General features: G+C 74.5%; 1 protein-coding gene (only partly in view). It reads right to left on the bottom strand.

Annotated features, from left to right (window positions below; translation table 11 throughout):
• Window positions 1–20202: the 5' portion of a lonely Cys domain-containing protein gene (locus ACIRRU_RS15970; RefSeq protein ID WP_403680536.1), read on the bottom strand. The gene continues 15174 nt to the left of window position 1, outside the view; only the first 20202 of its 35376 coding nucleotides appear in the window; the start codon lies at window positions 20200–20202; the stop codon falls past the left edge of the window.

Raw genomic sequence — 20202 nt, 5'->3', positions numbered from 1 at the left:
GTGGCTGTGGGTCTCGTTCTCCAGGGTGATCTGGTGGGTGCCGTCCTCGCTGGCCAGCACCACCTGGGCGAAGTGGTAGGGGGCGTGCGGGCCGACCGGGTCGCCGGGCTTGGCGTGGTTGTGGGTGAAGAGCTGGGCGCCGCCGTCCTCGGTGGTGGTGCTGACCGACTGGATCAGATAGCCCTCGCCGACCTGGGCCCAGGCGTACTCGTTGACCCCGGCACGCGCGGCGGCCCGGGTGAGCGGGTCCCGCAGCGTGTTGTCCTGGGTGTGCCGCTGGGCCTGGCCGTACGCCTCTCCCGGGGTGGGCGCGCCGACGACTCCCCCGGTGAAGCGCGGGTCCCGGCCCGCCTGCCGGGCCGCCCAGTCCGGGGTGACGTCGGTGGCGGGGTGGCTGCCCCGGGCGGTGTCCGCGAGCGCCTGGGCCAGGTGGTGGGTGCCGGTGACCTCGCGGCCGTGCAGTCCGTTGGCGGGGGCCGTGGCGACGGTGCCGTCCGGGGTGCGGAAGGCGAGGTGCGAGAGGGGCGCGGCGTCCGTTCCCGCGACCATCCGGGCGAAGTCGCGGGTGAAGGCGTGCTCGGAGGTGCCCGAGGGGGTCAGGAAGCGGGGCGTCACCCGGTACAGCGGTTCGCCGGGGGTGCCGTCCTCCCCGTTCAGGATCACGTGCACCGAGGGGTCCGTCTCCAGGCTCACCCCGGCGCCGGCGGCGGCCAGGCGCGCCGAGGAGCGTTCGACGGCCCCCCGGGTGGCGAACATCTGCCGCCCCCGGCCGGTGGTGTCGCTCCCGGGTGCGAACAGGGCGACCGTGCGGTCAGCGGAGATGTGCAGCGGCGGCCGGTCGGTGGCGGGGACGGTGACCGGGGGCCGGCTCGGGAGGATCAGGGCGGGTCCCTCGGCCCCCGCCGCCGGGCGGACCTCCTCGACCGTCCGGGTGCCGGGCTCGGTGAGCAGCACTCCGGTGCCGCTGTCGTCGACGACCTGGTAGTCGCGGGTGATGAGCGGCCGGGGGCGCAGGGCGTCGATCCGGTGCTCGAACTGGGCCGCGTCGGCGAGCCGGTCGAACTCGGCGTCGCCGTCGCTGGTGGAGCTGCTGTCGCTGTCGGATTCGCTGTCGCTGCTGAGGTCGCGCGCGCCGGTCAGGCCGGGTTCCCGCGGTGGCGGGGGCGTGGTCCAGCCCGCGTCCGGGTCGCCGTCCGGCTGGTGCAGAACCAGGTAGCGGACCTGGGTCTGCGGGTCCGTGGCGATCTCGACGGGGCCCTGCGGGTACCAGACGGGCCGGGCCGTCGTCCCGGCGACCAGGTCGGCCACCATGGGGGCGTACGCGGCGGGGAGCGCGAGGACGATGTCCGCGCCGCGCGGGCGGCGGGAGTCGTAGGAGATGATCCGGGCCATCTCGTCCGCGCCGCGCACCACGAAGGTGCGCGTGGGCGTGACGATCTCGATGCCGCCCCCCTGGGCCTGCTCGGCGACGACGAGGTACGGGTTGCGCCAGGGCGCCTGCTGCCGCGTGAGCTGTCCGGACCGTTCGGTGAAGGTCGCGTCCAGGGCCGGCGTCGGCTCGTCGGCGTCCGTGAGGTCGCGTCCGGTCGGCTCCCCCGCGGCGGTGCGCAGCAGGGTGTCGTCGGCCAGGGCGCCACCGCGGAACTCGATCTGGCGGTCGACGAAGTAGATCCCGAGGTCCTCGGCGCTCGCGAGATCGTCGGAGGACGCCTCCAACGCCAGCGATCCCAGGTCCAGTACGTCCTGGGCGGTCACCCGGGCGTCGCGCGGCATGTGCAGGACCTGGCGTGTGAGGTCGGCGAGACCGTCCCGCAGGCTGCGGCCGGCGGCGGTCTCCTCTGCCAGCGCGAACAGGGCCTGGGAGGTCTCCTGGAGCCGGGCCCTCGGGGCCCGGCTCCACTGCGGTCCGAATACGGGCGCGAGCCAGTCCGGCCAGGTCCAGACCGGAGTTTCGGCGCTCTCGTCGTCCTCGGAGTCCGTACTCGCGTCCGAGTCCGCGCCGCCTTCGTCGGCATCGGATGCCGCCGGGGCCGTTCCGGGGGGCAGCGGTGGCGGCACGGAGCCGTCCGGTTCCGTCTGCGGGGAGGGCGCGGGCAGCGACACCGGGTCAGCCCACACGCGTTCCCTGCGCTCCTCCTTGGTGTCCGCCCATGCCTGATCCCAGCTCGTCCCGTCCGCAGCGACTTGCGCCGGGAGGTCGCCGACGACGGCGGCCCACACCTGGAGGTGACGGCCCCTCAGTCCGCCCTGGTCGAGACCGGCGAGGGCCTGCTCGCGGAACGGGCCGAGGAGGCTGCCGGGGGCGTGCAGGCGGGCGGGGTTGTCGGCCCCGCGGGTCTCGTCGCGCAGAAAGAGCTGATGGGCCAGCTCATGGGCGAATTCCACCGGTTCGGCGTCCGCCCACCACGCCCGCTGGTTCATGGGCCGGTCCCGGCCGACGAGGTCCACGGTCAGGTGCGGGGAGGCGTCCGGCGCGACGGGGGTGAGGGTGATGTGCACCCGGTCGCCGTTGGGGAGGCGGTGCTCCGGGCGGTTGTAGAACTCCTCCACTCCCTCGCGCACCCGCGCCAGCACGGTCTCGGAGTCCTCCTGCCCGTCCCCCGGGCGCAGCGCGAGGCGGATCTCCAGGTCGGTGACGGTCTCGCCGCCGATGGCGATCCGGCGTACGTCGAAGGAGGACCGCACCACGACGCGCGGCCGGTCGTCGACGCGGGCGCGCGGCGCGGGTCCCTCGCGCAGCGGGATGCGGAACGCGGTGCCGCCGCCGTCCTCGGGCACCAGGTACAGGGACGAGCCGTCGGTCGTGACGCGGTACGGGGCGGCGTCCGGGTCGAGGTCCGACAGCGCCGGCGCCACGGTGTCGATGTTGGCGACACGGCCCAACCAGCCGCTGTCACCGCGCAGGAGGGCGCCGGACACGGGGTGGACGAAGTCGTCGCCGAAGCGCGTCCAGCCGGTCGGCGGGATCTGCTGTCCGGTGGGCAGGCGCAGGTGCCCGGTGTCGGCGACCTCGTACCGGAAGGGCTCCGGCCGGGAGTCGGCGGCCCGGGTGTAGGGGAACCAGCGGCGGGGGCCGGGCTCGGGGCTCTTGCCCTTGCCGGAGGCGGCAGGCGGGGCGGGCGCCTCGGAGGCGGGCAGCGCCCCGGGAGGCGCCTGTTCGCCGAACCGGGGCCGCATCACGGTGACGGGGCGGCCGATCGGCCACTGCTCGGCCACCGGGTCGAGACCGTCGTCGGGCGAGCCGCCGCGGAGGCCGCGGGTGGCGATCCGCCGGGGTCCGCCGCGCCGGTCGTCGACGGTGACGCGCACGGTGTCGGGGGCGGCACCGTCCCGGTCACGCGCCGACACCGGCCGGATGGGGAAGAGGTCGGCGCTCAGGTGCGGCCCCGGCAGCCCGTCCTGGAGGTGGGCGAGCGCGGTCGCCAGCTCCTCGTGGACCGTTTCAGCCAGGGCTTGGGCGCGGATCTTTCCGAGGTCGCGGGTCAGCCGGCCGGGCCGGTGGCCGGTCAGCGTGATCTCGGGCAGGGGGAGGCCGTTGGCGCTGTTCCACAACCCGGTGCGGGCCACTCCTGCGGCGAGGTGCCGGATGGCGAACGCCGAGCCCTCGGGCGTGCGCTCCGCGCCGGGATCGAAGAGTACGGGGACGGGGAGCAGCTGCTGACCGCGCAGCACGCTCACGGTGAGGGGATTGGCCTCCGCCGCGCGCTCGTCGCCCAGGAGATGGGCGTTGACGTCGTGCGCCGACTCTCCGGGCCGCTGGGAGAACATGCGCGTGTACCAGCGCCCCTTGCCGGGGACGACCCGTTCGATGTCCTTCACCCGCTGGGCGGCCGACCCCAGGAGGTTGGTGAACCTCTCATGCTCCTCGGTGTGTTCCGGGGAGCCGACGGCAAACCGGTCCCGCTTGTCCTGGGCCTCCTTGGCACGGATCAGGAGGATCGTGAGGTCGTGGAAGCGCTTCACCTCCCGGAGGTGCTCGTCGACGCCGTCCGCCGTCTGCCGGGCGATCTCCCGACTCAGATCCTCCGCGAGCTCCCGCAGTTCCGCGACGGAGTGGCTCTCGTAGTTCGCGGTGACGGTCCGGCGGTAGCGCTGCTCGTGCTGGCCCTCCCGCGCGTGGTTCTCCAGGGAGATCTGGTGGGTGCCGTCCTCGCTGGCGAGGACCACGGTGATGAAGTGGTAACCGAAGTACGACGAGCCGGGCGTGCTCGACGGCACGGCGTAATTCGTCTCCAGACTCGGGCCGTTCTCCCCGGGCGCCGCGACGGACTGGACGAGATAGCCCTCGCCGACATCGGCCCACGCGTATTCGTTGACGCCGATCCGCCTGGCCGCCACCGTCAGCTTCTCGCGCCGGGGGTCCTCGGCCGACTCCAGATTGAGGGCGCTGCCGTAAGCCTCGCCGGGGGTGGGACCGGTGTCGTCGCCGCCGGAGGGCCGGTCGTCCTGGCGGACCAGCGAGGCCGCCCAGCTGAGGTCCGCCCGGTCGAGGGATACGTCGCCGTCGGCGGCCTCGGCGAGCCCTTCGGCCAGATGATGGGTACCGGTGACCTCGGTCCCGCTGGTGGCGTTGACCGGCGCGGTGACCGCGGGCCCGCCGTGCGGGGCGCGGAAGATCAGGTGCGAGGTCCGGTTCTCGTTCGCCAGCATGTCGGCGAAGTCACGGCAGACCTCCTCGGTGGAGTCGCCCGCGCGGTTGACGAAGAAGGGGGTGACCTGGAAGAGCCGGCGGCTACCGCCGCCGGGGAGCGGCAGGATGATGCTCAGCTCGTCGTCCGTCCGGAGCCGGACGACCAGTCCCGCCCGCTTCAGTTTGGCGGTGGCCTCCTCGACCGCTCGTGAAGTGGCGTAGACCTGCTGCCCGTATTCGCCCTTCAGTACGGCGAGCGTGCGGTCGGCAGAGATCCGGATCGCGGGGAGGTCGGCGGTCGTCGCCAGATCCCACAGCTGGTTCGACAGCACGAGTTCGGGCGCGTCCTCGGTGCCCTCCAGGGCTCGCGGAGTGCTCCATTGCGGCCGGCTGCCGCCGATGGTGCGGAAGAGGACGCCCTCTCCCCGCTGGTCGACGATCCCGTAGTTCCGCGTGATCAAAGGCCGGGCCCTGCGCGCCTCGACGGCCGTCGCGCTCCCGGCCTCGTCCGACAGGCGGTCGGCCGTCTCCGGGCTCTCCGGGGCGCGTTCGCCCGCGACCGGATCCTGTCCGGGCAGCAGGGACATCCATGCCTCCGCCGAGCTGTCGCGCACCGGACCGATGGTCAGGCGGTCGGGGCCGCCACGCCAGTCGGTGACCACGTGCACGGCGGGCTCGGCCCCCTGGACGGCGGAGTCGGCGAGATTCGGATACCAGACGCGGGAGCCGGTGAGATCCGCCACGAAGCGGGCGACCGACTCGATCTCCTCGTGGGACAGGGCCAGCACCACGTCCGCACCCTCGGGCCTGGCGGGATCGCGGGCCACCAGCCTGGCCAGTTCCCCGGGCTCCTCCACGCGCAGCGTGCCGTCCGGGGTGTGCAGATGCAGGGTGTCACCGGAGGACTGGGCCAGCACCACGTACGCGTCCGGCCAGGGGGCGGGCCAGATGACCTGGAGCCCGTCCCCGTCCTGTGCGGCGTAGGAGTCGAGGGGCGGCGTCGGTGCGCCGACAGCGGCCCAGTTCCGTCCGGCGACCCGTTCGGACCTGAACCGGCTTCCCTCGCCCAGGGCGATGTCCTGGCGCGTCAGGTATTCGGCGAGCAGGTCCTCGTCGGCCAGTTCGTCGGGCGAGGCGCTGAGCGCCAGTGATCCCAGGAGCAGCAGATCGCGCGGGCCGACCGGAGTGCCGGGGCCGAGGTTCAGCACGCGCCGGGCCAGGCCGTGCAGGCCGTCGAGGACGCCGGTCGCCACCGAGGCGCGACCGGCGTCCCGGCGGGACAGCTCTTCCAGCGACCGAGCGGCTTCGATCATCACGTCGGTCGAGTAGTCGTGCCTGGCGGCTGATCCGAACAGCAGGTCCCCCCAGCCGTGCGGCGCCGTGTCCGCGTCGCTCTCCGCGCTCGCGGAGTCGCCGTCGTGGGTGTCCGTGAAGCGGAAGCGCGACAGGGCCTCTGCCTCCGCGTCTCCGGCGCGCAACCGGTCCAGCGACTCGATCAGCCCTTCCGGGGGCTCGGCCCAGCCGCTGCGGCGGTCGGGCGGCGGGGGCAGAGCGGTGTGCACGTCGCCGTCCGCGGCCGGCTCCGCCGAGCCGGCGGCGGGCGGAGCGGGGAGTGCGGGGGCAGGGGGGTGCGGCTGCGCCAGGTGGAGGCCTTCCGCCTGGTCCCACAGGGCGCGGAACCCTTCGTACACCTCGTTCTCGGCGCGGGTGGCCTCGACGGGATTGGCGGGTCCGGGGCCGTCCTGCTCGGGAGTGGTGCCGAACAGCCGCTCCAGCAGGGGCAGCAGGTCGGGTTCGTTGGCACGTACCCATTCCGCGCCGTTGTTGCGCGGCTGGCCGGTGTACGGATCATGGCCGGCGTTGGTCGAGAGGTAGGCGTTGACGGCCTGGGCGAAGTACTCGAACTCGTCGGTGGAGCCGTAGTTGTCGGCCGGACGGTCGTCGACCGCACTGCGGCGGGGGCCGTCCGGCCAGTCCACATAGGCGGGGTCCTGCCCGGTGGGCGGGTTGAGCTTCGCGCGGTAGGCGGCCGTGATGGCCCGCCGGTCGGAGTCGCTGAGGCCGTAGAGGTGGATGGCGTGCGCGAACTCATGGGTGGTGGTGGAGTATCCGTCCACGTAGCTCGGCGCACCCGCCACGCCGGAGGCCTCCCCGAGAAGGTTCTCCTCGGTGACGCCCGTGTTCAACTGGCCGACACCGCGCACGGTGTCCCAGGTACGCCGGTCCGTCGCGGAGAGTTGGACTCCGGCGAGGCCGCGGAACGGGCTGAGCGTCGTCAGGGCCTCGTTCTTCGGCACCACCAGCACCCGGGCTCCCCGCTCCAGCAGGCGGATCGCCACCGCGGGGTCGCGCAGCATGGCCGCGATCCGTTCCCGAGCCGCGTGTCCGGCGGACACCGGCTGATCCACGCCGGACGCCACGTGCACGAGCAACTGGGCCGCTGTCTCGGCGAGTTCGCCATCGGTGAGGGTCGAGCGCAACGCCGCGACCAGGGCGGGGTCGGCGGCCAGCCGCTCCCGGTCGGCGGAGGACAGCAGCGCCAGCTCCCTCGCCCGGTCACCGGCCGTCATCCCGGGCAGCAGTGCCGCCAGGTCGGCGAGCGCGCCGGTCGGCGGGGAGACGGCGGCGGCCGTCGCCGGGGTCGGCAACGTGCTCGACCGCCCGGGAGCGGGTGCGGCGGTGTCCTGGGCGGGCGGCGGGGGTAGCGGGGTGCCTTCGGACCGGGCCGGGGCGGGCGCCGGGGTCAGCTCGGTGAGCGGGACGAAGTCGCCGCCGCGGCGGCGGAGCCGGATGTGCGGTTCTCCGGCGGCGGGCGGGCCCGGGTAGGTGTGCGCGGTGCCGTTCTCCTCGATCAGAGTGACGGCGGTGCCGGTGGCGGAGGCGGCCCACCGGGCGAGGACGCGGTCGGCGTCCGGCCCCCAGGGGGCGGTGGCCAGGTGGCGGCGCAGGTGGCTGTCGACCGCCTGCGGTCCAGGTGCGGGCAGACCGGGCCGGACGACCATCGGCGGCGGGGTGAAGAGCGTCCCGCGTTCCTCGCGGGTGCCGGGCAGCCCGTTCAGCCGCATCAGGGCGGCCGGCGACTCCCCGGCCCGCCGGATCAGCCGACGTTCCTCGCGCCGGTCGAGGCCGGGCTGCCTCGCGACCTGCTCCAGGGCGGTCGAGAGCGCGCCGAAGAAGCCGTTGCCCCGGCCGGTGGGGGTTCCCTGGCGGTAGGTGGCACCGTCCGGGCCGGTGAGGATCCCGTGGCGGTCGAGCCGGTAGCGGGGGCCGGTGGCGTCGGCGGGCGCCAGCCAGGGCGGGGTGGTGTGGGTGCGGTGGGCGGGCGGTTCGGCGTCGGCGGCCGAGGTGCCGGTCGTACCCGGGGCCCGGCTCGTACCGGAGGGCGCGGGCGTCGAACCCGTCGCCGTGGTCGACCCCGTGGTCGTCTCCGCCGTCGGCAGCGCGGTCGTGACCGGGGGCGCCGCGCCGGGTGCCAGGGCGGCGGAGAAGAAGTCGTCGGAGGCGAACAGCACCGGACCGGCCGACAAGTCGGCCGTCGCCGGGTCGGCCCCGTGCGGGAGGAACGTCTGCTGCCGCCCCTCCCCCGTCACCACGGTCACCGGGACGCCGAGGACCCGGGCGGCGAGCGCGGGCAGCAGGTCCGCGCCGCCGTGGTCGCCCGCCCGCCGCTCGGGCGGCGGCGGGGTTCCGGGGTCCGGCGTCGTCGCCACGGGCTCGGCGGCGAACGGGCGCGCGAGGGCCGCCGTGGCCAGCGCCACCCGCTGCCGCGGGCTCGGCCAGAACGTCTGCGGGAGACGGCCCAGCGCGTCGAACTCGGTCTGCTGGGCGGCGCTGAGCTCGATGCCCGCCGCGTCCAGTTCCTCCTGGGTGAAGGTGTCCGCCGCGTCGAGGGCCAGCCCGTCGAGCAGGTCGCTGTTGGCGTCCTCGGCCAGTGCCCAGGCGAGCCGGTGGCGTGCGGCGTCGACGGCCTCGGCGGTGACGTCCGGGTTGGCGGGATCGGCCGTGAACCGGTCCCGCAGGTCGCTGTCGAGCAGGTACGGCAGCCTGCCCCGGTCCTGTGCCGTCGCCAGGAGCGCGTGGAAGAACGAGGCCCCGTCGTGCGGGACTTCGTGTACCTCGTGCACCGTGGCGCCGTCCGGCGAGGTCAGGGTGCGGGGCGCGGTTCCGGTGGCCTCGGTGACCTGGTAGGGCTCGGGCGCCTCGGAGCGCCAGTCGGGCTCGGTGTACTCCTGTGGCGCGTCCTTCACCGGGACCGCGCCCGTGCCCTGGTGGTGGGCGGTGAGGCGGGTGGCGGCCAGGTGGAGGCGGTGGTGGTCGGTGGCGGCGGTCTCGACGCGCTGCTGCCAGCGGCGTACGTCGTCGCGGGCGGCCTGCCAGGCGGCGACGGCCGGGGACTCGGCGACCGGCCGGGGCAGCACCGTCGCGGCACCGTCCTCGCCGAGCGCGGCCCGCTCCTCGGGGCTCAGGTCGAGCCAGCTCTCGCGGGCCACGGCGCGGGCGTCGTAGTAGCGCGTCTCGGCGAAGGCCAGGTCGGCGGCCGCCTTGCCCTGGGCGTCCCACGCGTCGCGGGCCTCCTCGGGGAAGGTGGTGTCGTCCAGCAGGCCGAGGTCGCGGGCGATGTCCTCGCGCAGCCAGACCAGGGCGGTGGTCTCGGCCTCGGCGGCGCGCGGCCCGCGGCGGGGCTTGCCCAGGGCCTGCATCGGGCGGCTGTCGGTGACCCGGTGGTCCACCTCCGCCACCGTGAGCCAGCTCACCGGGATCGCGTAGAGCATGCTGCGGTCGGGCACGACCTTGACGTGCGAGCCGAGGGTGGTGTCCACGCCCGCCTTGAGGGCGGTGGAGTCGTTCGCGCCGCCGATGGGGACGTTCGCCCCCGGGTTGGTCACGCCCGCGTTGCTGTTCCCGGCCAGCGGGGAGGTGCTGAGCGCGCCCTCGATGTTGTCGGTGAATCCGGGTTCCAGCGCGTCGCCGGTCTTGTGCCGCCGCACCGCCTCCATGCGCGGCTTGTTCTCCACGGCGAGCAGCCGCGCCCCGCTCCGGTGCATCTTGGCGTAGACGCGGGAGTCGGCGGTGTGGGACTGGCCGAGGAGCCGGGCGGAGGACTGGGTGGGCAGCGGCGACCCGTCGGGGCTCAGCGCCTCGCGGAAGCCGCCGGTGAGGCCGATCTGCGAGGTGGACTCCTGCTGGGCCTGGGCGGCTGCGGTGCCGAGGCCGGTGAGCGGGGTGTGCCGGGCCATCCGTACGCGTTCGGCGAGCACGTCGCCCGTGTGGCGCTTGCCGAGGTCGGCGTCGCCGGGGAAGCCGTCGGCGCGGGCGGTGGCCAGGGTCAGGGCGTCCTGGACGTTGGGGGCGCCGAGGATGTCCACGGCGAGGATGCCGGAGCCCAGGACGTCGTCGACGGACAGGATGTCCGGGTCGCTCTCCCCGGTCGCCGGGTCCGTGGTCCGCCAGGCCGCGATCCCCTCCGGCCTGGCCTGATCGGCTGTCAGGACCTTGACCGCGCGGTCGGGTCGGGGCACGTCCTGCTCGGTGAGCGCGCCGTCGCTGCCGTCGCCCACGGGGGTGAGCAGGCTGGTCGGCAGGACTTCGGAGAGGCTGCCGACGTCGGCGGTGATGTCGGCGACCAGCGTCTTCCCGGCGGAGTCGGTCATGCTGATCGTCAGGGTGTAGCCGGTGACGATCTCGGCGTGCGTCTGGGTGGTGGCGATGTTGGGCATCGCGGTGGAGCCGACGGTGTCGCCCCGGCTGGAGGCGTGCTGCTTGGCCGCGGTGCCCTGGAGAGCCGGGTTGGCGGCCAGAACCCCGTCGCCCGTGGCGCGTTCGCTGACGCTGAGGGTCACGTCGCCGCCGCGGTCCTGGGTCCGGGCGTCGGCGTCGTCGCGGGAGGTGGTGCGGTAATCCTCCAGTTCGTAGCCGGTGCGCAGCCGCTGCACGGTGGTGGTGACGGGGGTGAGGGTGAACTTCAGCTGGCCGGGGCTGCCGCCGACCGGCAGGTGGTGCGGGCTGGACCAGGCGCGGTAGCGGACGGGCAGGGTCAGTCCGTCGGTGGTCAGTTCGTGGGTGTGGGAGCGCAGGAAGTCCGGGGAGATGCGCTGGAGGGCCTGTTCCCGGTCGTGCGAGGGGACGCCGAGCCTGTCCAGCTGCCCCATCAGCCGGGGTGCCGCCGGGCTGGCGTCGAGCTGGCCGCTGGGGTGGGAGGCGAAGCGCCGGCCGCCCAGGAAGGACGGCAGCCGGTAGCCGCGGCCGAGGTTGGCGGGGGTCGAGGTGCCGAGCCCGTCGGGGGCGAGACCGGCCTCGATGGCGTCCTGCATCGGCAGGTGGAACATCACGGCGTCGCGGACGCGCTGGAGTGCGGCGGCCGCCCTGCGTGGGGCGAGAGAGCGCCCGAGCCGTTCGGAGATCCGGCCGGCCGCGGAGCTGATCCCGCCTCCGGCCCGGGTGCCGATGGCGCCCATCGCGGCCGTCCAGCGGTCCCGTACGGCGACGGTCTCGGTGGCGTCGGCGACCACCAGGTACATCCGGCCGGCGTAGCTGAGCGTGGTGTTGCGTCCCCGGGTCAGGGTCTGCGCGGCGCTGCGGCCCTTGCCCCAGGCGTACTGGAGCGCGGTGGAGTACGAGCCGACCAACGCCCCGGCGCCGGGTGCCTTCTGGAGCGGCATGCTCGCGCCCTGGAGCCCGAGGGTGGTGCGTGAGGTGGTGCTCGAACTGCCCGCCACCCGGTGCTCGTTGCCGAGGGTGGCTTCGATGTTGCCGGGTTTGGGGTCGCTCTTGACCCTCAGGTTGTCGAGTTCGCCGCGGACGGCGCCCTTGAGGTAGTGGGTCGACAGGGGGCCCGCGCCGGTGAGTCCGGTGATGCGGGAGCCGAACGGGCCCAGGTACTGGCCGAGTTGTCCGGCGATCCCGAGGTTGGCCATGGCCCGGCGCAGGGCGGTGCGCACCGGGGCGCCGGGGGCGTTGGTGTGCCAGGAGGTGCCGGAGGCGCGGTCGGCGGTGTCCTGGACGAGCTGCTGGCGCTGCTCTCCGCCCTCGGTGCTGAGCACCACGTGCGGGGCGCGCAGCAGGCGCTGGACGCGTTGCCGGGTGGCGGCGTCGGTACGGGGCAACGGCCGGGTGCCGTCGAGCAGTTGGTCCGCCTCGGTGGCGGAGAGCTGGCGCGGCGGCGGGGTGGGCGCCGGCGTGGTGGCGGGTGTGGCGCCCGGATGGGTGGTGGTGGTGGCCGTCGCGGGACCGGTGGTCGCGGGGGCGGGCGGGTCGGTGGGGGCGTGGCGGTCGGAGCCGTGGCCGGTGGGAACGGCCAGCTCGACCCGGCCGACGGTCTCGCTCCCCCGGGCGAACAGGGGACGGTCACCGACCTTGCTGACGAACACGCCCGCGCCGAGCAGCCCCACCGAGACGAGCCGGGTCCAGCCGCGGGGGCGGCGGTGGCCCTCGAAGCTGGCGCCCAGCTCGACCTGGTAGCTGTAGAGGTCGGCGACGTTCTGGTAGGCGAGGTGGTCGTGGGTGACCGCCACGGTGTTCTTGGTGGCCCGGGTGTCGGTCTTGGCGTAGCGCGCGCCGACGGTGAGGTTGCCGGTCTGGCGGGGCAGTCCGCTCTCCGGCTCCTTGTCGTGGTCGCGGGGTGAGACGCCGAGTTCGACCCCGGTGGAGAGGGTGGTGGAATCCTGCTGCCCCTGCCCCGACAGCTCGGTGCCGATCACCGCGTTGCGCAGGGAGCGTTCGCTGAGGGTGGTCTCGAACCGCCGGTCGGTGAGCCGGGCGCGCAGGATCAGGGTGTGGTGCCCGCGGCGGACCTTGCCGTCCTCGGTGAGGGTGACCGGGACGCCGGTGGTCGTGAGGTCGTCCAGGCTCTGCGCGAGGGTGGGCCGGTTCAGCGCCTCGCGGACCTGGCGTTCGTTGTGCAGGGCGACGCGCATCCGCCCGTCGCCGTACCAGAGCTTCGCCAGGTGCGGGTGGCGCAGCATCAGCGGCGGGACGAACAGCGACGGGTAGGCGCGGGTGAGGGTGTCCAGCACGGTGTCGGAGAACGCGCGCAGGGGGTCCTGGGGAGCCGGGGCCGGGGCGGGCGGCGTCGCCGTGGTGGTGGTGCCGGGCGCGGGGGTGGTGGCCGGGGCGGGGCGCTGGTCGGGCCGGAAGCCCTCGGCGCGGACCTGGCCGCCGAGGTGGACGGGGTCCTCGCGGGTGAGGTACCAGGGCACCGGGGGTTCCGCGTCCGGGTTGGGTCCGGTCGCTCCGGGCGTACGGCTGTCCCAGCCCGCGAGGCGGCGCGCGTCCTGGGTGGAGTACCAGTCGAGGCTGACCACCCGGACGGGGCGGGCGGCAGCGGCGGGTTCCCCGGCCTTGCGCACCATCAGCGTGCGCTCCACCCGGTAGAGGGCGACGGGGTGGTTGCGGACGCGGCCGGTGACCTTGCGGGCGGCGTCGGTGCCGAGGTAGTGGCCGCGTCCGGTGCTCAGATCGGTGCGGACCAGGGGGCCGCCCTGGATGCGGACGTCGGTCTCCGGGCCGATCAGGGTGTAGTTCGGCCCGGCGGTGACCTGGACGCCGAAGCGGGTGTCGCGGACGTGTGCGCGCTCGTTCTGGTACGTGGTCTGCGTGAGGTCGCGGACCTCCGACTTGACGGACTCGGTGACCAGGGTGGCGCGGTGCGGGATGGACCGTTCCACGACCAGGTGGCCCAAGGGGTGCTGTCCGCTGCCCCGGGTCAGTTCGGGGCCGCTGACGGGTCCGGCGAACCGCCCGAACAGGCCGAGCAGCCGCTCGGGGCGGACGTAGGAGATCAGCGTTCGGTGGGCCGAACTGCCGGGCCGGGCACCGGAGACGGCCAGTGCCACGTCCTCCGGGGGGTCGGTCAGATGCAGGGCGGTGGTGTCGGTGACGCGGGGCTCGACCCCGTCGGGGAAGGTCAGGGTCTCCGGGGCCCGCTTCGGTCCCTTGAAGGGGACGGTCAGTTCGTCCGGGAGCCGCCAGCTGAGCCCGTCGCGCATCGCGAACGCCGCGGAGTGCACGGGGGTGCGCCGCCACCGTGGACCGGGGGTGGTGGTGTCCGCTCCGGTCGTCTTCGGCGCTTCGGTGATCCGCTCGACCCGTACCCGGTAGTGGACGTCGTCCAGGTGCAGGTGGGAGCCTTCCCATCCCCGGTACTCGCTCTGGTGGTACGCCTGGGTGCCCTGGGTGTAGTCGGTCTTGCGGCTCCAGCCCAGCGAGATGCCGATCTTCAGCATCCAGTTGAGCGGCGGGCCCATCCCCAGGGCCCCGGCGACGCGGCGGCCGACGCCGACGCTGCGTCCGCCGCCGGTACCGGCCTGTCCCCTGCGTGCGGTGTCCACCCGGACGGTGCCGTCGTCGCCTATGCCGCCGAAGCGTTCCCAGCGGTGGTACGGGATGGCTTCCACGATCAGTTCGTGGCCGACGCCCGACTTCTCCCGGCCCACGAGACGGGCGCCGCGGGGTGCGGTGAACGCGCCGGGCTGGTCGCGCAGCAGGCGCAGCAGTTCGGCGTCGTCGAACTGGCCGCGGAGCTTCTTCGGCAGCTGGTCGAAGACCTCCTTGGTGACCTGTTCGGGTCCGCGCAGGCTGAGGGAGCCGAGACCGTGGAGGAGCCCGGTGCGCGGGGTCGGTCCGGGGCGGGCGCCCGGCCGGCTGCCGTCGCCCGGGTCGCTGTCCGGGCTGATCAGCACGGTGGGCAGGCGGCTGCCGTCGTCGAAGGTGACCGTGCGCGGCGCGGGGCCGGGCGGCGGGGCGTTCTCCCCGGTGAGCAGCCGGGCGGGGCGGTGCCGCTCCAGCTGGGTCTCCAGGGGGGCGGTGTCGCCGGGCTCCGTGGCCGGTGTGCCGGTGCCGTCGAGGTCGGTGATGCCGATCATGCCACGCAGCCACTCGCCGAAGACGTCGTCGGCGGGCGGTTCCGTGGCCGGTTCCCCGACGGCCGTGCCCGTGGCCGGGGGCGTGGGGGCGGGGGCGGGCAGGGACGTCGTCGGGATCAGCGCGTCGTAGTGGTCACGGCCGTTGTAGGCCAGGTGCAGGGAGTCGGTGGCACCCGTCCTGAGGGGGGTGACGAGGCTGTTGGTCCCCCCTGCCGGGTCCGGCTGGACGAGTCGCAGGTCGACGTCGAGGGTGTGGGCCAGCAGTTGCGGGATCTGGTCGGCGAAGGGCGTGGACCAGAGTCCGGTGCGTTCGGCCGCCGCGAGGATCAGTCCGTCGGTGCCGAGCCGCCTCGCGTCGGCGGGGGTGGGGGCGACACGGGCGAGTTCCGGGTAGCCGCTGTCCCGCAGGACGCGCCGCCACCGGCGCCCGTCGCCGCCGGTGACGACGTCCTGCTCGATCCCGTCCCAGCGCCGCGTGAGGCGCTCGCGCGACTCCGGGTCCCGGACCCCGGCGAGCGCGGTCATCCGCAGGTCGTCGACGACGGCGAGCACCGGGTCCGGGGTCGGCTGGGCCGCCGTGGTGAGCAGTTCGGACCCGGTGAGCCGGTCGCGCAGGAGGCTCCGGAGCCCGGCGACGTTGCGCGCGGCCCAGGCGGGCGGCACGGACCTGCTGCGGGCGGAGTCGAGCACGGCGTGGAAGAAGCAGTCGCCGTCGGCCGGGGTGGTGAGCCGGTGGAAGGACCGGGCGTCGGCGTGGACCCTCTCGCCGAGGCCGGGCACGGAGGTGTCCCGGCCCGCCAGGTCGACGTCGGCGGCGATGCTCCCGGGGCGGCCGGGCGGCGCGGGCTGGCCGGGGCCGGGGGTGGCCGTTTCCTCGGATACGGGAGGAAGCTGCTGCGGCTGGTGGAGCCGACGGGCGAGTTCTGCGGTGTCGGCCGGGTCGAGGCCGAGTTCCGCGAGGGGAAGCGGAACGTCTGCGAGGGACCAGGCGGTCCGCGCCGACTGGGCGTAGGAGAGGCCCTGGACGTCGGCCCGGGAGACCAGGGTGTCCGGGGTCAGCGCGGGCGGCGGCAGCAGGTCGGCGAGCGTGGTCGTGGGGGTGGCGGCGGACCGCAGCCCGGCGGCGGCCTCCAGGAAGGCGGTGTACTGCGCCGGGGTGGGCCCGTCGGCGGGCTCCACGGCGGGTCCCCCGGTGGCGGCGTGCCAGTCGGTGACCATCCGGTCCAGCAGCTCCGTGGTCATCCGGCCGTCGCCGTAGCGCGCCGCGGTGCCGGGGTCGAGCCAGCGCAGCCCGTCCACGTACGCCAGGGCGTTGAGCGCGTCCCGGTTCTCCGGCCGCTGTTCGGCGTCCGGGCCGAGGACATCGCGCAGCGTACGGACCTGTTGGAGGGTGCGGGCCTGGGCGAAGGGGTCGGCCGGGCCGGGGCCCGCGTGCAGTCCCGCGTCGCGGGCCAGGGCGTCCAGATCCGCGCCGGCCGGCTCGGGGGTGAACAGCCGCCACCGCCCCGGGCCGTCCGCCCCGTCGGTCAGGACCGGCCAGACGGTGCCGTCCTCGTCGCGCGCCGTACCCACCTCGGAGGTGGGGGCGTAGACCGGTCGTCCGGTCCGGTTCGCCACGTGCTGGGCCACCGGCAGGCCCGCGATACGCGGCTGACGGCCGGTCTCGCAGGAGAACAGCACCAGCGGCCGGTCCTGCGGGTCGTCCTGGCTCCAGGCCTTGAGGACCTCGCCCAGCTGGACACCGCTCACCTCGATGGTGGGCCGGGCCGCGTCGTCGGTGCCGAGGGTGACCGTCCGGGGGGTGCCGTGCCCGGCGAAGGCGTCGGCGCCGTGCTCGGTCCCGGAGGTCGGCAGGGGGGCGGGAGGTCCGGTGAACACCCTGGTCGAGGCGGACGGGCCCGCGCCGTCCGGGTCGGCGGGCAGGGAGACGCTCCCCACCCCGCGGAAGGAGTCCTGGCCGAGCAGGGCGCGGCGGCCAGCGCTGTGCCGCGTGCCGTCCTCCTGCGGTCCCTGGGACACCGTCAGGGTGCGTATGGCCTGCCCCGGGTGGGGCCCGGTGGCGGATTCGGGCACCCAGCGGCGCAGTTGCGCCAGGGGGACCGTCGCCCCGTCGAGCGTGGTGACGACCGGGCCGGCGTCGGGGTCCCCGTCCCGCGCGGTGACCGGGCGGAGGGTGATCCGGCCCGCCGGGGGCGGTGTCGTGGGAGGCGCGGGCGTGTTGTCCGGAAGGGTCTCGGTGGGCGGCGGGGTGGCGGTCCCGTTCGCGCCGCGGCGTCCTCCGCCGGTCCCGGGACCGTCCTGGCCGGTGCCCCGTCCGCCGCCACGGCCCGATTCCAGCTGTACGTCGGAGGCCGGACCGGTCCAGGGGCGGGAGAGGGACGCCAGTTTGGCCGCGCCCGAGGAGACGGTGGGGACGGCCCGGTCGGCCCGTACGGTGGGCTTCTCCGGGGGGCGTACCGCACCGGAACCGGGCTTCTCCGAGATGTTCGAGCCAGGCTTCTCCGGGACGGAGGTGACAGCGGGGATCTCCGCACCCCGCCCGGTGGTCCCCTTCTCCGAAGAGAGAGTGACGGGCTTCTCGGACGAGAGGGTCGACGGCACGGCGCCCTTCGTCCGGTCCGGCGAGGAGAGACGGACGCCCGTGCCGAAGGCGTCGGCCAGCGGCAGCAGTACGTCGGAGCCGGGGAACGCCGCGGTACCGGAGTCCGCGGTGGGGGTGGTGAGCGGACGGACCCGCACCGGTGCGCCCGGGGCCTCCCGGGTCAGTTCGACGGCCGGGCGGATCTGCGGTCCGCTCCCGCCGACCGTCGTCGCGGGGCCGAGGACGACCGCACGGTCGGTTCCCGCTCCGTCGAGCAGCGCCGCCGCCTGCGGCGACCCCTCTGTGGGCAGGTCCGCCTCGGAGACCACCACGGTCAGCGGCGGCGGAGTGCTCGCAGCGTCCTCCCGTACGGGGACGGGCGGTGCCTCGGCATCGGCGGGACCGGTCTCGGACCGCTGGTCGGGCGCGGCGTCGAAGGAGCCGACGGTGTTCGGCCGCGCCGGAGCGACGGTGTCCGCGTCCACGTCCGGGTCCGGGTCCAGCTCCGGGTCCGGCGAGACCGTCGGGTCGGAACCGGCCGGGGGACGCTGGTCCGACGTGTCGACGACGCCGTCCGAGGAGCTGTCGGCGACAGCCGGTTCTCCGGTCCGCGGTGTCTCCTCGGCGACGTCGGAGCCGGTGGACACCGCCTCGCCCTCGCCGGTCCCCGGGACGTCCTCCCCCGTGGTCCGCGGATCCGCGTCCGGTGAGGTACGGGTGCCGTCGACCGCGCCGTCGGCTTCCGGCCTGAAGGTGTTCTGGGCCGGACCGGAGGAGGGGCTGCCCCCGGGGAGGCCACCGGGCCGGGCGGTGCCGCCCTGCCCCGACGCGGAACTGGCGACGGGTGCGACCGGGGCGACGGGACCGCCCTCCGGACCACCGGACACGGGAGCCTGCTGGTCGCTCCGCCCCGTGGCGTCTGTCGTGACCTGGATGTCCGGCGTGGTGTCCCGCGCGTCGTTGCCGGTGGTCGTGTCGTTGCCGGTGGTCGTGTCGTTGTTGGTCGTCGCTTCGTTGCCGGTAGTCGTGTTGTTGTTGGTGGTCGCTTCGTTGTTGCTGGTCGTGTTGTTTTCGGAGTTGCCGCCGAGGTCTCCACGGTCTCCGTCGACGGGTTGCCCGGCCGGCTCCTGGGCGTTCCCGTCGATCGGGGCGTTGCCGTTCCCGGGCGCCTGACCGTTGAGGGGCGCACCGGAGCCGACCGGCGCGTTCCCACCGACCGGGGCATTCCCGTTCACCGGCGCGTTCCCGCCCACCGGGGCGCTCCCGTTCACCGGGACGTTCCCGTCGACCGGCACGTTCGCGCTGTCCGGTGTTCCGCCCGGGGTGGGCGCACCGGACGTGATCGGACGGTCGACCGTGACCGGAGTGTCGAACCCGCCGAGGGCACGGCGGACGTTCTCGACGTCCACCTCGGCGGCCGGGTTGCCACCGCCGGAGATCACGCGCACCTCGGGAGAGTGCGACAGGCCTTCCTGGAGGCGGTCGCGGACCTCGATCTCGGCGGCGCCCGGCGGCTGGCCGCCGCGCAGTGCCGCCAGCTCCCGCAGGGCCTGCTCACGCACGTCGGCGGGGCCGCCGTGGACCTGGTTCCACAGCTCGTTCTCGGCGGCGGTCACCGGCATCGGGCCGGGGGTGTAGGCGGGTGGGGCCGGGGTGCTGTAGGGCGGCGGGGCGAGGGGGGCCGAGCCGTCGGAGACGTACGGGGGCGGCTGGTCGCTGCCGATGCCGTTCTGGCCGGTCGTCCGCTGGGCCGGCGGCGGTGCCCCGGTCCCCGGTCCCGATCCGTCACCGGTGCTGTCGGTGTCGCCCCGGCCGTCCGTACGGGCGGGTCCGTCCGGGCCTCCGGAACGCGTGGCGTCCCCGTCGCCGCCGATGTCGGAGGAGGAGAGGGTCGGCGGCGGCTGGACGCGCAACTTGTCGATGACATGGCGCAGTTCGGCCGCGCTGTTGACCGCGGAGTCGGAAAGCGTGGACTCGACCTGGCTGCTGACGCCCGCACCGACGAACGTCTGCCAGCTGGTGGACCAGTCCCCCTCGAAGGCCCCCTTGATGAGGATCTCCGCCAGCGCCTCACCGGAACCGGCGGCGAGGAAGTCGCTGACTCCCTTGAGCCCGTAGTGCCCGGCCAGCGCGCCCGGCCGGTCGGAGTTGTGGCGCAGGATCTGGCTGTTGCGCCACAGCTCGGGGTTGTTCCGGAAGGAGAGCGGGCCGTCCCGGAAGGTGACGGGCGGCTTGGGCGTCGGAGTCGGGGTGGGCGTCGGGCCGTTCCCGTACGGACTCGGATCGGGACGGTCCTTGGGGAAGCCGTCCGGGTCGGGACCCGCCTTCGGGTTCGGGGTCGGACCGCCCTTGAGGTCGATGTCCGGGCGGTCCTGGATCTTGGGCGGGGGCTTGAAGTCGAGGTCCGGTCCGTCCTTGAGGAACTTGCCGTCGAAACTCTTGACGATGTCCCGGGCGAACTTGTCGAAGACGCTGGTGAGGAAGCCGGCCGCCGCACCGAAGGCCGCCGCCTTGCCGATGTCGCTCCAGTCGATCCCGTCGGGCCGGCGGCCGTCGGGGGCGAAGTTCATCATCGCGAGCCGTACCGCGAAGGTGGTGAACGCCTCGGCGAAGGCCTCGGTCAGCGAGGGCGCCAGATGCAGTCGCTGGAGGAGATGGCTCAGCGTGGTGAGGATGAAGAAGCGGCTGCGCAGCTTGGCCATCATGATCTGGCTGGCCGACGCGCCCCCGGTGAAGAAGGACATGGCCAGGTAGATGGCGATCTCGATCAGCAGCCGGATGATCTCGGCGATCACCTGCCACTTGCCCTCCATGATGTCCATGGAGGTCTTGCGCCGGCCTTCGCCGATCTTGTCGAGCTGCCCGGCGAACTCGCGGAGGTAGTTCTTGCCCCCGTCGTCGACGAGCATCCCCATCGCCTTGCCGTACGACGAGGACAGCTCGTCCGGCATGGACTCGCCGATGTCGTGGACCGACTTGTCGATGAGCGAGGAGAGCTGCTCCAGCTTGCGCCCGAGGCCGACGTAGGGCTGACGGCTCTCGAAGGCGAGATCTTCGTCGGCGTCCATGAGCTTCTCCCCGGTGAGGATGAAGATCATGGCGTTGACCTCGGGCGAAACCTGGATGCTCAC

Origin of the sequence: Streptomyces sp. NPDC101181, from assembly GCF_044767975.1 — a bacterium.
Classification (GTDB): domain Bacteria; phylum Actinomycetota; class Actinomycetes; order Streptomycetales; family Streptomycetaceae; genus Streptomyces.
Note: the sequence above shows the minus strand (reverse complement) of the source record. Positions and strands in the feature narration are given on the sequence as shown.